Source organism: Qipengyuania aquimaris (assembly GCF_009827445.1).
Lineage (GTDB): Bacteria > Pseudomonadota > Alphaproteobacteria > Sphingomonadales > Sphingomonadaceae > Qipengyuania > Qipengyuania aquimaris.
The window spans coordinates 556,868-572,506 of the sequence record NZ_WTYI01000001.1 but is presented as its reverse complement, the minus strand read 5'-3'; the positions used below and the strand labels follow the sequence as shown (position 1 = coordinate 572,506).

At 63.0% G+C, this 15,639-nt stretch carries 12 protein-coding genes; 5 read left to right on the top strand and 7 right to left on the bottom strand.

The features are described 5' to 3' along the window. Positions 1–78: 78 nt before the first annotated feature. The 4 genes from GRI34_RS02815 to GRI34_RS02800 form a co-directional block, all read right to left on the bottom strand. Positions 79–1,854, bottom strand: a complete 1,776-nt coding sequence (locus GRI34_RS02815) for a sodium:solute symporter family protein (protein ID WP_160594644.1) — start codon at positions 1,852–1,854, stop codon at positions 79–81. A gap of 11 nt (positions 1,855–1,865) precedes the next feature. Beyond that, a complete protein-coding gene (locus GRI34_RS02810; RefSeq protein ID WP_090480089.1) occupies positions 1,866–2,144 on the bottom strand; it encodes a DUF4212 domain-containing protein in 279 nt (92 codons plus the stop codon). Positions 2,145–2,255: 111 nt separating this feature from the next. Then, positions 2,256–2,930, bottom strand: coding sequence for an exonuclease domain-containing protein (locus GRI34_RS02805; RefSeq protein ID WP_160594643.1), 675 nt, complete (start codon positions 2,928–2,930; stop codon positions 2,256–2,258). Then, a complete protein-coding gene (locus GRI34_RS02800) occupies positions 2,923–4,785 on the bottom strand; it encodes a putative nucleotidyltransferase substrate binding domain-containing protein (protein WP_160594642.1) in 1,863 nt (620 codons plus the stop codon). The genes GRI34_RS02805 and GRI34_RS02800 overlap by 8 nt, the downstream gene beginning before the upstream one ends. A gap of 111 nt (positions 4,786–4,896) precedes the next feature. Here GRI34_RS02800 and GRI34_RS02795 point away from each other — a divergent pair, with 111 nt between their 5' ends. Next, the gene (locus GRI34_RS02795) at positions 4,897–5,370 is read left to right on the top strand and encodes a low molecular weight protein-tyrosine-phosphatase (protein WP_160594641.1); all 474 of its coding nucleotides are present in this window, start codon (positions 4,897–4,899) and stop codon (positions 5,368–5,370) included. Then, entirely contained in the window at positions 5,363–6,694 is a 1,332-nt protein-coding gene (locus GRI34_RS02790) for an ABC1 kinase family protein (RefSeq protein ID WP_160594640.1), read from the top strand. The genes GRI34_RS02795 and GRI34_RS02790 overlap by 8 nt, the downstream gene beginning before the upstream one ends. On the opposite strand, the gene GRI34_RS02785 is transcribed toward GRI34_RS02790, so the two are convergent. Together GRI34_RS02785 and recG are read right to left on the bottom strand one after the other, a co-directional pair. Continuing rightward, on the bottom strand, positions 6,695–7,375 hold the full coding sequence (locus GRI34_RS02785; protein ID WP_160594639.1) for a hypothetical protein: 681 nt from the start codon (positions 7,373–7,375) through the stop codon (positions 6,695–6,697). It lies immediately after the preceding gene. A 41-nt stretch (positions 7,376–7,416) separates the two neighbouring features. Continuing rightward, the gene (gene recG / locus GRI34_RS02780) at positions 7,417–9,480 is read right to left on the bottom strand and encodes an ATP-dependent DNA helicase RecG (RefSeq protein WP_160594638.1); all 2,064 of its coding nucleotides are present in this window, start codon (positions 9,478–9,480) and stop codon (positions 7,417–7,419) included. A 57-nt stretch (positions 9,481–9,537) separates the two neighbouring features. On the opposite strand from recG, the gene GRI34_RS02775 reads away from it, so the two are divergent. After that, on the top strand, positions 9,538–9,816 hold the full coding sequence (locus tag GRI34_RS02775; protein WP_090480114.1) for an FAD assembly factor SdhE: 279 nt from the start codon (positions 9,538–9,540) through the stop codon (positions 9,814–9,816). Between the two features lie 55 nt (positions 9,817–9,871). Next, positions 9,872–13,357 carry a transcription-repair coupling factor gene (gene mfd / locus GRI34_RS02770; RefSeq protein WP_160594637.1) on the top strand — a complete coding sequence of 1,162 codons (3,486 nt, stop codon included), beginning with the start codon at positions 9,872–9,874 and terminating at the stop codon, positions 13,355–13,357. Here the strand turns inward: mfd and GRI34_RS02765 are convergent. Then, positions 13,354–14,673, bottom strand: coding sequence for a bifunctional diguanylate cyclase/phosphodiesterase (locus GRI34_RS02765; protein ID WP_160594636.1), 1,320 nt, complete (start codon positions 14,671–14,673; stop codon positions 13,354–13,356). The two genes, mfd and GRI34_RS02765, sit on opposite strands and share 4 nt — an antisense overlap. Before the next feature lie 126 nt (positions 14,674–14,799). Here GRI34_RS02765 and GRI34_RS02760 point away from each other — a divergent pair, with 126 nt between their 5' ends. Continuing rightward, on the top strand, positions 14,800–15,582 hold the full coding sequence (locus GRI34_RS02760; protein ID WP_090480121.1) for an NAD kinase: 783 nt from the start codon (positions 14,800–14,802) through the stop codon (positions 15,580–15,582). Positions 15,583–15,639: the final 57 nt, after the last annotated feature.

The following is a 15,639-nucleotide window of genomic DNA, read 5'->3' as shown; positions in this document are numbered from 1 at the left end:
CTATCGCAAGCGTCCGATTATGCAACGAAAAGGGCGGCACCTGTCGGCACCGCCCCTTCCTGCTACGACCTGTCACACTCAATGCGCGTGGGCGTCCCCGGCACCGCGCGGTACGCGGATGGAGTCCACCAGCTTGCGGATCTCGACCGGCGGGCTGGCAGTCACCTTCGAGATCGCGATCGCGACCGCGAAGTTCAGCACCATGCCGACCACGCCGATACCTTCTGGCGAGATACCGAACAGCCAGTTTTCCGCGACATTCGCCGCCGGGTTCATCAACTTGAAGTAGAAGATGTAGCCGAAGGTGAAGACGAGGCCGACGACCATGCCGGCAATGGCTCCCTCCTTGTTCATGGACTTGGAGAATATGCCCATGAATATGGCCGGGAACAGGCTGGCGGCAGCAAGCCCGAAGGCGAATGCCACGACCTGCGCCACCCAACCCGGTGGGTAGATGCCGAGATAGCCAGCCACCACGATTGCCGCAGTCGCCGCGACACGGGCCGCGAGCAGCTCACCCTTCTCCGAGATATTCGGCTTGAAGGTGGACTTGAGCAGATCGTGGCTGACCGAGCTGGAAATCACTAGCAACAGTCCGGCCGCCGTAGACAAGGCCGCGGCCAAGCCGCCGGCTGCGACCAGCGCAATCACCCATCCCGGCAGATTGCCGATTTCCGGATTGGCCAGCACCATGATGTCGCGGTCGACATAGACCTCGTTCTCGCTGTCGGCGACAGGAGCGTTGGTCACCACACGCTCGCCGGATGGGCCGGTGCCTTCCGCGAATTCCGGCGCGCCTTCGAAGGCGTCGCCGCTGCGGTATTGCATCACGCCGTCATTGTTCTTGTCCTGGAAAGCGATGAGATCATTGCGCTCCCAGTTCTTGAACCAGCCGGGTGCCTCGGTATAGCTCGTCTCGTTCACCGTATCGATGAAGTTGAGACGGGCGAAGGCGCCGACTGCCGGAGCGGTGGTGTAAAGCAGGGCGATGAAGATCAGCGCCCAGCCTGCCGACTTGCGTGCATCCGATGCCTTGGGCACGGTGAAGAAGCGCACGATGACGTGCGGCAGACCTGCCGTACCAACCATCAGGGCCAGCGTGATGCAGAACACGTCGATCATGCTTTTGGAACCGTCGGTGTAATTTCCGAAGCCCAGGTCAGATAGTACGAGGTTCAATTTCTGCAGCACGTATAACCCGGACCCGTCGTCGACCGTCGAACCCAGCCCGATCTGCGGGATCGGATTGCCCGTGATCATGAAGCTGAGGAAGAAGGCCGGAACCATATAGGCAAAGATCAGCACGCAATATTGCGCGACCTGCGTATAGGTGATGCCCTTCATCCCCCCGAGCACCGCATAGACGAAGACGATGCCCATACCGATGATGACACCCAGGGTGATCGGCACGTCGAGGAAGCGCGAGAACACGATGCCCACGCCGCGCATCTGGCCTGCGATATAGGTGAAGCTGATGAAGATCAGGCAGATCACCGCCACCACGCGTGCGGTCTTGGAATAGTACCGCGTGCCGATGAAATCGGGTACGGTGAACTGGCCGAATTTGCGCAGATACGGTGCCAATAGCAGCGCTAGCAACACGTAGCCGCCGGTCCAGCCCATCAGGTAGACCGAAGCATCATAGCCCAGGAAGGCGATGAGGCCGGCCATCGAAATGAAGCTTGCCGCGCTCATCCAGTCGGCCGCCGTCGCCATGCCGTTGACGACCGGGTTCACCCCGCCGCCGGCAACGTAGAATTCTTTCGTCGAACCGGCGCGCGACCAGATCGCGATACCGATGTACAGTGCGAAACTGAGGCCGACGAAAATGTAAATCAGGGTCTGTGTGTCCATGATCGCCTCCTCTAGTCGTCGAGATCGTACTTGCGCTCGAGCTTCTTCATCCTGACGACGTAGAAGACGATGAGCGCGATGAAGATGTAGATCGAACCCTGCTGGGCGAACCAGAAGCCGAGAGGGTATCCACCGAGCATGAACTGGTCGAGCCATTCACGGAACAGGATGCCCGCCCCGAAGGAGCAGGCGAACCAGATTGCCATCAAGCTGACCAGCAGGCGGATGTTGTCGCGCCAGTAGGCGCCCTCCGCTTCGCTGGTTTCATGGGTTTCGTTTGTTTCGGCCATGGCCTCCCCCTTCTTCCTATGTGTCGAGCACCCGCAGATTCGGGAGCTTCTGCACGAGGCTATGGAAGAGACGTCACAAGGGCGAGAGCGACATAAGTCTAATAGGGCCCGCTACCAGCTTTCGAGCGATCCCAACCTGACGTCCGGCGGCAGCTTCGAAAGCTGGGCCAGGAACAGTTCGGCAGCCGCCAAGGCATCGGACAGGGCATCGTGCTGGGCATAGGCGGGTAAATTGTGCCGCTTGCGCGCGGCTGACAGGCGATAGGCATCGCTAACCACCAGGTTGGGACTGATCCTCCGTTCCAGTTGCAGCGTGCAGATCGAGCGCACCGGCGCTTCGATACCGAACATCGCCCTGGATATCCGCCGGATGACGTCTCGCTCGATCGATGCGCCGTGGGCGACCAGTATCCTGCCCGTAAGGTCGCCCAGGAAGCTGCGCGCTGCCTCCTGCAATGCCACGCCCTGCCGCGCTCGCTCTTCTCCGATGCCGTGAACTGCGACAGCGCTATCGTCCAACTGCCTGAGACTGCGCACATCGATCGATCGTGCTCCCGCAAGAGCTATCCCGCCACTATCGAAACCGATCCATCCCGCTTGCAGGACATGGGCATTCCGCGCCAGGCCATCGAGCTCGAAATCGAGCGCCAGCAGCGGCGCCTCGCGTGCGGGAAGGTCCGGCGAAGGCCATGTAGCACCGGCGTAGCGGGTCAGGACCTCGTCGTCGGCCGCAGCGCAGGCCTTCAAGCCGCGCGCGAAACGCCAGCGGCCCACCCGTTCACGCAATGCCGCCCGCCAGATTGCGTTTGAGCGATTCCAGCCCAGCCCTGACGACGGAGAATGCATCCTTCAGGTAATCGCGCTCCAAGGGCGAAAGAGTCGCCGGAGCGATGCGGTTGTCGGGCGCGATACCGGCGCGCACCTGTGCCGCCTGATGTGCGATGCGCAACTCGTTCACGAGCAGGAATGCGTCCTTCAGGCTCTCCGCATCGCCCCGCGCCATCTTGCCTGCCTCGGCCAGCGCATCCAGCCGTTCGAGCGTGCCGACGGCGGCAATGCCCTCGGACAAGGCAAGGCTGCGAGCGATGTCGATGACCGGGAGGATGGCCTGCGCCTTGGCGTCGAACACCTTCTCCCCGTCCGACGATTTTTCCAGCACCAGGTTGCGGAAGATGCCCAGCGGCACGCGGCTGCGCTGGGCATCGCGCGCCAGATAACTGACGAACAGCGGACTAGCCTCCGCCTGTTCCAGCACAGGACCGCGCACTTTCGCCGCAAGCTCGGCAGAACCGTGCACAGCGCGCATATCGAAGAAGATCGTCGCGCGCAGGATGCTGTCTTCGTCGGGATCGGATATCCAGCGCGAATAGCGGTCCCGCCATTCGCCGACGGTAAGCCGCTGATCGGCGTTCTTCGCCATGATCCCGCCGTTGCAATAGACATAGCCCGCCTCGTTCAGGATATCCGAAATGCGGCCTCCCAGATCGGCGAAGTAGTCACGCCCTGCCCCGTCCACTGCATCATCGATCACAATGCCGTTGTCCTGGTCCGATCCAACCAATTGTTCGCCGCGGGCAAGCGAGCCGAATACCAGCAAGGCATAGGGGACCGGAGGCGGCCCCAGTTCCGCTTCTGCCAGCTGGGCCGCACGGCGGTGCACCGCCTCACCGAGGGCCGAGGTGAAACGCATGGTGTGCTCGGCATGGAAACCGCCGGCCTCCATGCGCGCAAAGCCATCGGGAATCTGCCTCGAGGCCGCTATCAGGGCGTCGGGCGTCGCGGCATTCGACACCAGCATTCCCGTGTCGATCGCACTGTCGCCAAGATGCGCGAGGATGTCGGTCGCGCTCAGGATTGCGCGCAGCTCTCCTGCGGGGCCGAGGGCGGGAATGTGCCGGAAGCCCCCGGCTGCCATCATTGCCATGGCTTCGGACAGGCTCGCCCCTTCCGGAAGCGTTAGCGGGGACGGCGTCATGACGTCGGAAATCGGCGCATCGAGCGACCTGCGCATGGCGACCACGCGGTTGCGCAAGTCCTTGTCCGTGAAAATGCCCTTCAGCCGCCCGTCGCTACACACGGCCAATGTACTGACGTCCCGGTCGCTCATGAGCGAGGCGGCATCGGCTACCGAAAGATTGGGACTGCACGACACCGGCTCGCGGTGCGGGACCAGTGAGCCGATTGTTATCTGTTCGAGCGATTGGGAACGATTGCGTTTGAGGTCGCGGACCGCGCTGCGAATGCGTTCCTGCTCGCTATCGGCGAAATAGTCGCGAAAGCCTTGCGAGTTTTTCCGCAAGCCATGGAAGTCGTCCGCCGGAAGCAAATAACAGAGCGTGTCTTCCAGTGCGGTCGTCGTATTGCGCACCTCGCCGCCGCGTAGCAGAGAGGGGAAAGCGAAGCACCCGCCTCGCTCCAGCCGCGCGGTCAACTCGTCCCCGGCCAGTCGCAGTTCGACCGCACCCGATCGCACGACGAACAGGAAGTCGTTGTGCTCTCCGCTGCGCAGGATTTCATCGCCGGTGCGGAAATAGCGAACGGTGATCTTGCGGACGATTGAGCGGACCTGCTCTTCGTCAAGCCGGTCGAAGGGAGCGGTTGCTCTAAGGAAGCTCTCGATCTCGCTCAATTCGCTCGCCATCGCGTACTCATAGCAGATCGTGCGAAAATCCGCATTGCGACCTTTCTCCTACGCATCCCACATAATCGCCGATGGTTGGAAACCCCTGCTTGCCTGCCACGTTCAAGCGTCATGGCATCCCAATCCGTTCTGTTCGTTTGTCTCGGCAATATCTGCCGCTCCCCCCTCGCCGAAGCTGCTTTCAGGCGCGCGGCCGAGAATGCGGGCCTCGAAGTCGAGGTCGAAAGCGCGGGGACTGCCGGCTACCACGTGGGCGAACCACCCGATCCGCGCAGCATCGACCAGGCCCGCAGCGAAGGGATCGACATCACCGGCTATCGCGGCAGGCAGTTGTCGAAGGAAGATTTTCACGAGTTCGACTTCATCATCGGCATGGACCGCTCGAACATGCAGGACATCGCACGGCGCGATCCGGGCAATGGCAAGGCGAAAACCGCCATGCTGCTCGATATCCTGCCCGGGCAGGAAGGACGCGAGGTCGGCGATCCCTACTACGGCGGGGCCGACGGATTTGCCATTACCTGGAGCGAGGTCGATGCCGGGGCCCAGGCGCTGGTGGCCGTGATGTTGTCCGAAAATGGCTGATGAAGACAAGCGCCGCGCGCGCTCGGTTCCCTCGTCCCGCCTAGGGAGGCTGGCAGGCTTCGGCGGCCTTGCCGGAGGCATGGTTGCAGGCGCGCTGGGCGAAGGGGCGCGGCGTCTTGCTGCGGGCGAGCGGCCCAGCATGGACCAGATGCTGCTGACGCCGGGCAACGCCAGACGCCTTGCAGACCGGCTCGCCCATATGCGCGGTGCGGCGATGAAGCTGGGCCAGATGATCTCCATGGACGCAGGCGATGTCCTGCCGCCCGAGCTTGCCGCCATCCTCGCCCGTTTGCGCGAACAGGCCGATTTCATGCCGCCGCGCCAGCTCGACAAGGTCCTTGCGGAGCAATGGGGCAAGGACTGGCGCAAGCAGTTCCGGCGGTTCGAGCCGAGACCGATTGCCGCAGCATCGATCGGGCAGGTGCACCGCGCCCTTACTCGCGACAGCCGGACATTGGCCATCAAGGTCCAGTATCCCGGCGTCGCGCAGAGCATTGAATCCGACGTAGACAACGTGGCCGGACTGTTGCGGATGACGGGGCTTTTACCTGAGGAACTCGACATTGCGCCGATGCTAGCTGCGGCGAAGGCCCAACTGCGCGAGGAAGCGGATTACGAGCGCGAAGGCCGCATGATGCAATGCTATGCCGAATTGCTTGAGGGCGACGATCGCTTTGCCCTTCCCACACTCGATCCCGCACTTACACGCTCGCAAATCCTGGCGATGAGTTTCGAGGAAGGACGCCCGATCGAGGCGCTGGCCGACGAGCCGCAGGATGTGCGCGACGTGGCCTTCGCCAATTTGATCGAACTGGTCGGGCGCGAATTGTTCGATTTCGGATTCATGCAGACCGACCCCAACTTTGCCAACTACCGCTATCGTGCCGACACCGGGCAGATCGTGCTGCTCGATTTCGGCGCGGCAAGGAAAGTCGATCCCGCGATATCGGCGGATTACCGGCGCTTGCTTGAAGCGGGCCTTGCCGAAGATCGCCCGCGCGTGCGCGACGAAGCGGTGGCTGCCGGTTTCATTGCCCCGCAAGCTATCGAACGCCATCCCGAGCGCATCGAACGCGCGATCGATATCGTGGTCACGGAAATGTCGCGCGAGGGGCAACTCGACTTCGGCGACCGCGCTTTCGTCCCGCAAATCCGCGAGGAAGTCATGCCGATCGCGAAAGACAAGGCGAGCTGGCACCTCCCTCCGCCCGAAACCCTCTTCGTCCAGCGCAAGGTCAGCGGCACCGCCCTGCTCGGCGCAAGGCTGGGTGCGCGCGTCGACGTTCGCGGCACGGTCGAGCGCATACTAGCGGAAACCGCGTGATCAGGCTTTTTTCAAGGTGCCGTAGCGTCGTTGGAAGTACCACAGCATACCACACCCTAGCAGGATGGGCCCCGCGATAACCACCTGCGGGGGAACTGGTAGCCCGCCTGCCGCCAACTCCACGAGCGGAGCGCGCAGTACTACCACGAAGCCCCACACCATTCTGTTCAGATGGCGCGCTGTCCTCAGTCTTGTGCGGTCTTGTGCTTTGAGAAACCAGTTTAGGTCACCGGCGAGCAAAATCAGCGGAATGGTTATTATGACAACGGGGCCGAATGCGGGAATGAGCCCGTCTTGCACTGCAGCCAAAGCTATTCGAAGGAAGAGGATCACGCCTGCAATCTCGAAAACGGTCAGCGCGACTTCGGCTGTCCGCACGGTCGTGGTGCCTTTTTGCAAGGCAAGACATGCACCACCCACCGCATAGGCAGCGGTAAATACGGCCATCAAGAGCGGAGGAATAAAAACATTGGCCAGCATGGCTATCGATGTCAGGCAGGTGATCGCGACGGCCGCCGCGAAAACAAAGCCCGCGGCTCGATGTCGCTTGCTCCCCTTGCGTGCAAAGAAGGCGATCGAAGCGGCAAGCAGGGCCACAGTCCCAAGAAGCAAATGGCCATAATAGGCGAAAGGGCCGTAGGGCGTCGGATCGTAAAGGTCGATTGGATCGGGGCCGAACATGCTTCCTCCCGGCGGCATTTTAGGGCTTGCGAGCCCGTTTACTAGCCCCCGCGCAGGGTTTTCACGCCGAAATCGCGTTCGAAGAGATAGAGCAGGATCCGCGCCGCCTCCCCGCGCTTTCCTTCCAGCCCCCCGTCACGTTCCATCAACAGGCGCGCATCGTCGTGGGCCTTGGGCAAAAGCTCCGTGATCTGTTCGAAACTCGCGATGCTGAACGGCGTGTCGCCCGATTGCCGCGTGCCGAGCAATTCGCCCCCACCGCGAAGGCGCAGGTCCTCTTCGGCGAGCAGGAAGCCGTCCTGTGTTTCCCGCATCAAAGCCAGCCTTTTCTGCGCCGTTTCGGACAGGTTTTCGCCATGGAGGAGCACACAGAAACTCTTTTCGCTTCCGCGCCCAACCCGGCCACGCAGCTGGTGCAATTGCGCAAGCCCGAAGCGTTCTGCCTGTTCGATCACCATCAGCGTAGCATTGGGAACGTCGACACCGACCTCGATGACCGTAGTCGCCACAAGCAGGCGCGCATCGCCGCGGGCGAAGCGCTCCATGGAGGCGTCCTTCATTTCCGGTGCCAATTGGCCGTGGACCATCACCACGTCGTCGCCGAACCGCTCCTTCAGCGAGGCGTAGCGCGCCTCGGCCGCAGCAATTTCCTCCGGCCCGTCCATTTCGCGCACCATCGGGCAGACCCAGAAGGCCTGCCTTCCCTGCTCGAACTGCGCGGCCAGCCGCTCCGCCAGTGCAGGGATCTTGTCCTGCCCCATAACCACGGTGTCGATCGACTGGCGGCCAGGCGGAAGCTCGTCCAGCTTGCTCACATCGAGCTCGCCATACTGGGCGAGCGTCAGCGTGCGCGGGATCGGCGTGGCCGTCATGGCGAGCACGTGCGGTGCGCGCTTGCCCTTGCTCGCCAGCATCAGACGCTGTCCGACCCCGAAGCGGTGCTGCTCGTCGATCACCACCATGGCCAGATTGCGATAAGCCACCTTGTCCTGGAATATCGCATGGGTGCCGACGACGAAGTCGATGCTTCCGTCGAGCAGGCCCATCAGCGTCGCTTCGCGCGCCTTGCCCTTGTCGCGCCCGGTGAGCAGCGCGACCTCTGCCCCGGTCGGCTCGGCCATGCGGCGCAGGCTCTCGTAATGCTGGCGGGCGAGGATTTCCGTCGGTGCCAGCAAGGCGGCCTGCGCCCCTGCCTCCACCGCGATCAGCATCGCCTCCAGCGCGACGACGGTCTTGCCCGCACCGACATCGCCCTGGAGCAGGCGCAGCATGGGCGCTTCCTGCGCCATATCGCCTTCGATTTCGGCAATGGACCGCTTCTGCGCGCCCGTCAGCGGGAACGGCAGGTCCAGTTTCCCGCGATAGCTGCCATCGCCTTGGAGCGGCTGGCCCTTGCGCTTGCGGTTATCCGCGCGGACCAGCATCAGCGCCAGCGCGTTGGCCAGCAGTTCGTCGTAAGCCAGCCGGTCGCGCGCAGCCTTGTGTTCGCCCTTGTGCGCAAGGCGCATGGCCTCCTGCCAGGCGGGCCAGTCGTGCTTGTCGACCTGCGTCGGCTCGATCCATTCGGGCAGTGCGGGACAACGGTCCAGCGCCTGGCCAACCAGGCCTGCAACTTTCGGCTGCGTCAGGCCTTCCGACAGGCGATAGACCGGCTCGCACAAGCGCTGGAGAGTATCGCCGCCTTCTTCCACCACGTGATCCGGATGGACCATCTGGAGCATGTCGCCGTACCGTTCCAGCTTGCCCGCCACCCAGCGGGTCTCGCCCACCGGCAGCTGTTTTTTCGCCGTATAGGAGGCGCGGCCGAAATAGGTGATCGACAGCACATTTCCGATGCTGTCCTGCGCCAGAACACGATAGGGCGCGCGCGGCGACCTGCCGCCGCGATGTTCGGTCACGGTCAGGCGGATGACGATATTCTCGCCCTCGCCCGCCTCGTCCAGCGTTTCGACCGCGCGCCGCGTGACGAAGCGATCGGGCAGGTGATAGGCGACGTCCCAGATCCGCGTGAGGCCCAGTTTCTCCAGCGGCTTCTTCAGCTTTGGCCCCACGCCTTCCAGCGTGTCGGTTTCGGCAAACAGGGGATTGAGCACGTCGGGCCGCATAGTGATTTGCGCTATAGCCGCTTGCGCGCATTTGGCGAGTGCCCTACCCGCGCAGCCATGGCAGAATTGCTCACCTTCGAAGGCAGGAAACAGCGCGCCCGGTTTCGCGCCTGGCACCGTGGCACCCGCGAAGCCGACTACATGATCGGCGGCTTCTTCGACCGCTATCATGCGGATTGGGGCGCGGAAGAACTGGCTTGGTTCGAAGCCCTGCTGGAAGAAGACGATGTCGACGTGATGGCCTGGGCGCTCAAGACCCAGCCCACGCCGCCGCGTTTCGAAGGCGCGCTGATGGCCAAGATGCAAGAGCTCGATTACGTCGATATTCCGCGCTGAGCGCGCATTAGTGCGTTGACGGGAACACGCGGCGCGTTATCGCGCTGTCCCTTCAATGCCCGACCTTTCCCGCATCCTCAAAGCAAAACAGCCGCTGACGCTGGCACAGGTCGCGCGCGGTGCGCAGCCGCTGGTGATGGCCGACCTCGCCCGTGCCAGCACCGGACGCGCGGTTTTCATTGCGCCGGACGATGCGGCGATGAGGGCCGTGACGGATGCGGCGCATTTCTTCGCGCCGGAGTTGGAAGTCATCGAATTTCCCGCTTGGGATTCGCTCCCCTATGACCGGGCCAGCCCGGCCCTGTCGGTCAGCGCCAAGCGCCTCGCCGCGCTGCACCGCCTGCAGACGGGAAAGGCGAAGGCACAGCTGGTCGTAACCACGGCCAATGCCGTGCTACAGCGCGTCCTCACGCCGTTCCGCATTCGCGAGAGCGTGCGCGAGTTCAAACCCGGCACGGAGATCGGCCGCGAAAGCCTTGCCGCGCTCCTGCAACGCCAGGGCTACAGCCGCACCGACACGGTCATCGACAAGGGCGAATACGCGATCCGTGGCTCGATCGTGGACGTGTTCCCATCCGGCATGGACGAAGCGCTGCGCCTCGATTTTTTCGGCGACGAGCTGGAATCGCTGCGCAGCTTCGATCCCAACACCCAGATGAGCACCGGGCGGCTGGGCAATCACTTGCTGCTGCCTGCCAGCGAGGCGCTGCTCGACGAAGACAGTATCAAGCGTTTCCGCAGCCGGTATCGCGAAATGTTCGGCGCCAATGCGACGCAGGACCCGCTTTATGAAGCGGTGAGCGACGGTAGGCGGCTCGCGGGGATGGAGCACTGGCTCCCGCTGTTCGAAGAGCGCCTGACGACCCTGTTCGATCACCTAAGCGAAGACGATCTCGTCGTGATCGACCAGGCATCGCTCGCCGCTGCGGAAGAGCGCATCGGGGACGTGTCCGATTATTACGAACAACGCACCGCGACCACAGGTCAGGCAAAGGGCAATTACCGGCCGCTGAAGCCCGAGGCGCTGTATCTGACGCAGGACGAATTCAAATCCGCCCTCGCCGAGGCCCCCGCCCACCGCGCGACGCCCTTCGACGAGCCGGAGAGCGATACGGTCGTCAGCTTCGGCTTCCGTTCGGGACGCGATTTCGCACCCGAGCGTGCGCGCGGCGACAACGTCTATCCGGTCCTAGCCGATCACCTGAAGGCGTTAGGCAAGGCGGGCAAACGCCCCCTCCTCGCGGCCTATTCGACAGGCAGCCGTTCGCGCATCGCCTCGATCCTGGAGGAAGCGGGCCAGCCGGTCGCGCTGGCGGAAAGCTGGCAGGAAGCGCTTGGCCTGTCGGCCAAGGGCAAGCCTGCCGCCATGGTCCTCCCCTTGGAGGCCAGCTTCGCCAATGACGAGATGGAACTGCTTACCGAGCAGGACATCCTCGGCGACCGCCTCGTGCGCCGCAAGAAGAAGCGCAAGGATGCCGATGCCTTCCTGGCGGAACTTCAGGCGCTCTCCGTCGGCGACCTGATCGTTCATACCGAACACGGCATCGGCAAGTATCTCGGCCTCGAACCGATCGCGGTGGGCAAGTCGAAGCACGACTGCGTCCAGCTCGAATATCGCGGCGGCGACAAGCTGTTCATCCCGGTCGAGAATATCGACGTGCTAAGCCGCTATGGCTCGTCCGAAGAGGCGGTTCAGCTCGACCGGCTCGGCGGCGAGGCATGGCAGAAACGCCGTGCGCGCCTTAAGGAGCGTATCCGCGAGATTGCAGGCGAACTCATGCAGGTTGCAGCCCAGCGCGCGCTCAAGAAAGCGCCGGTGCTGGAGGTTGAAGAAGGACCCTACAACCAGTTCCTCGACCGCTTCCAGTACGAGGAAACCGACGACCAGGACCGCGCCATCGCCGATGTGCTGTCGGACCTCGAAAGCGGCAGGCCGATGGACCGGCTGGTGTGCGGCGATGTCGGCTTCGGCAAGACCGAGGTCGCGCTGCGTGCAGCCTTCGTTGCGGCCATGAACGGACAGCAGGTCGCCGTGGTCGCCCCGACCACCCTACTCGCCCGCCAGCATTTCGAGAATTTCAGCCAGCGCTTTAACGGCTTCCCGCTCAAGGTCGGCCGCCTGTCGCGCCTCGTTTCCGCCAAGGAAATGAAGGATACGCGCGAGGGGTTGGAGAAAGGCGATATCGATATCGTCGTCGGCACCCATGCAATCCTGTCGAAGAACACCAAGTTCAAGGAACTCGGCCTCGTCATCGTTGACGAGGAGCAACGTTTCGGCGTGACGCACAAGGAAAAGCTCAAGCAGCTGCGCGCCGACGTGCATATGCTTACCCTGACCGCTACGCCGATCCCACGCACCTTACAGATGGCGATGACGGGCCTGCGCGAACTCTCGACCATCCAGACCCCGCCCGTCGACCGGCTGGCAGTGCGTACTTACGTGATGGAATGGGACGACATGGTGATGCGCGAAGCCCTACTGCGCGAACACCATCGCGGCGGGCAGAGCTTCATCGTCGTGCCCCGGATCTCCGACATGGACGCCATTTCGGATTGGCTGCACGAGAACGTGCCAGAAGTGAAATTCGTGTCCGCACACGGCCAGATGAGCGCAGGCGAAATCGAAGAACGCATGAGCGCGTTTTACGAAGGCAAGTACGACGTCCTGCTCGCGACCACGATCGTTGAAAGCGGTCTCGACCTGCCGAGTGCGAACACGATCATAATCCACCGCGCCGATATCTTCGGCCTGGCCCAGCTATATCAGCTGCGTGGCCGTGTGGGTCGCGCAAAGCTTCGCGCCTACGCATATCTGACGTACGAAAAGGACACGCAGCTTTCCGAGGTCGCGGAAAAGCGCCTCAAGGTTCTCGGCGATCTCGACAGCCTCGGTGCGGGCTTCCAGCTCGCCAGCCACGACCTCGACATACGCGGCGCGGGTAACCTGCTGGGCGACGAGCAGTCCGGCCACATCCGCGAAGTCGGCTTCGAACTCTACCAGTCGATGCTGGAAGACGCGATCCTGGCGGCCAAGGCCGGCGAGATGGGCCTCGAAGCCAAGCCCGAGACTGTCAGCCCGCAGATCACGGTCGATGCCCCGATCATGATCCCGGAAGACTACGTGCCGGACCTGGCCGTCCGCATGGCACTGTATCGCCGCCTGAATGATGCAGAAAATGCTGCCGAGATCGAAGCGCTGGCGGCAGAGATGATCGACCGTTTCGGCCCGCTGCCCTCGGCCACGGAAAACCTCGTCAGGCTGATCAGGATCAAGCTGCAGGCGATAGAGGCGAACATCGCAAAGATCGACGTCGGCGCGGCTGGCACTTTGGTGACGTTCCACCAGGACAATTTCCCCGACGGTCCGGGCCTCATCGCCTATGTCGATCGGCTCCAAGGCACCGCTAAGCTGCGCCCCGATATGAAGCTGGTCATCAGCAGGGCGTGGAATTCGCCGGAGAGCAGGCTGAACGGCCTGTTCCAGCTGACGAAGGGGTTGTCCGGGATCGCGCGCAAAGCTCGCAAGCGCGAGAAGGCCTAGCTGCTCACAAGATTGTCGAATTCCGCGGCGGTCATCGGTTCTGCGCGCAGGAAACCCTGATAGTATTCGCAGCCTTCGCGTGCGCAGAAATCCCGCTGCTCCTGGGTTTCAACGCCTTCGACTATGACACTCAGGTCCAGCGCGCTCGCCATGCCCATGATGGCACGAAAAACCGCCTGGTCACGCTCATCCTCGATCACACCATCCACCATCGACCGGTCAAGCTTGATGCAATCGAGCGACAGAACCTTGAGGTAGCGGAAGTTGCAAAAACCTGCGCCGAAATCGTCGAGCGCAATCCGGCAATCGAGCAGCTTGAGCTGGTCAAGCACACTCTTCACCCGGTCCAGGTCCGCGAGCAAGACCTGTTCGACGATCTCAAGGGTCACCCGTTCCATCGGAAAGCCCACAGAATCGGACAAGCGCGCAAAGTCGAGAGCGAAGTTCTCGACCGCCAAGTCTGCAGGAGTGATATTCAGCGACAGGCGCAGGCCCTCCGGCCAACTGCGCGCACCCTGCAGCGCGCGCTCTGCGATGTGCCGCGAAAGCTGGGCCGTATGATCGGCCCGTTCCGCGATCTGGAACAGGGCGCCTGCCCCGACTTTGCCGATTACAGGGTGATGCCATCTTGCCAACGCCTCGGCCCCGATAACGCTGTCATCGTCGAGGGAAAATTGCGGCTGGAAAAGGATTTCGATTTCATCACGGTCGATCGCGGCGAGCAAGTCGGCCTCTAACTCGTGGCTCGACCGCTTGCCCTGCGCCACGACCCCGCTCGACCAGGCAATGCGCGATCCGGCCGACTGGCGGTTACGTTCAGCCAGTTCGGACAAGCGATCCAGCATCGTGTCTGCATCGTCATGCTCGCTTGCCCGCATCAAGGCGGCGCGCGGCCACAGTCGCAAGTTTGCGCCACCGCCGGGACTTGCGATGGGACCGGCAATGGCATCACAGAGAGCTTCCGCCAGCCATTGCCAGCGTTCGCGGCTGCATTCTTCGCGCGCAAGCAGCATGAAATTGCCGCCGTTAAGCCGCGCGGCGAGCCAGACGCCGCTTTCCAGTTCATCGGAAGCGAAATGGCGGATTCGCTGGGCGACTTCGACAAGGGCCACGTCGCCCGCGCTTTCGCCGAACGCTACGTTCACGGTGTCGATCCGGCCGATCGTGATCAGCATCGCGTGGATGGGGCAGGTCCCGCCCGGTTCCGGCCATTCCGACTGCCAGCGCGCGACCGTCCGGCGCAGTTGCGCCGGGTCGGCAAGGCCCGTCAGGATGTCCTTCGTTTCGTCCATAATCGTTTCATCTGCGCGACCCATGGGACCTGCTTATCCACTCGCGCGGCAAATATTGCCAGAATTTCCGCATTTGTTGCCAAATGGGACGCTCGCCCATAGGGGTTCGCTTCAAGGGCCGTCCGAAGATGGTCGAAAACGGGACAGGCAATGGCCGACTATAACCGACTGGCACTCTTGGTATCGGATTCGGACCGCGCGCAGGAAGCTGCGGCGGAAGTCTATCGCCCGCTTGCCGACTGGGTTCCTATCGAAGAGGCGGATGCGGTTGTCGTCCTTGGCGGCGACGGTTTCATGCTCCAGAGCCTGCATTCCATGCTCGATTCCGGGCGGATCATTCCCGCTTATGGCGTGAACCTGGGCACCGTCGGCTTCCTGATGAACCGCAACCGCCAGCCCGATAAGCTGCTGAGCCGCCTTGCGCGCGCCAAGGAGCTGAATATCAGCCCGCTGGCGATGGAGGCGGAAACGCAGGACGGGCGGACAGAGCGGTTCTGCGCCATCAACGAAGTGTCCTTGCTGCGTGAAACCCGCCAGACCGCGAAGATCGAAGTGCTGGTGGACGACAAGGTCCGGATCAAGGAACTGGTGTGCGACGGCGTGCTGCTGTCGACACCCGCCGGCTCCACCGCCTATAACCTGTCTGCCGACGGGCCGATCCTGCCGCTCGATTCCCAGTTGCTCGCCCTCACCCCGATTTCCGCGTTCCGCCCGCGCCGCTGGAAGGGCGCGATCCTGCCTGATCGCAGCTGCATCACCTTCCGCGTGCTTGAATCGGAGAAGCGCCCTGTGGCTGCGGTGGCCGACCAGCGCGAGCTGCGCGACGTCGCCGAAGTCCGGCTGGAGATCGCGCGCGACAAGACCCTGACGCTGCTGTTCGATCCCGGGCACACCCTCGACGAACGCATCGTGGCGGAGCAATTCCAGGTCTGAGAAGCGGCGCCGGGCAAGGCACCCGCAATTTTTTGCAAAAGCCCGCTTGCCAAAGCA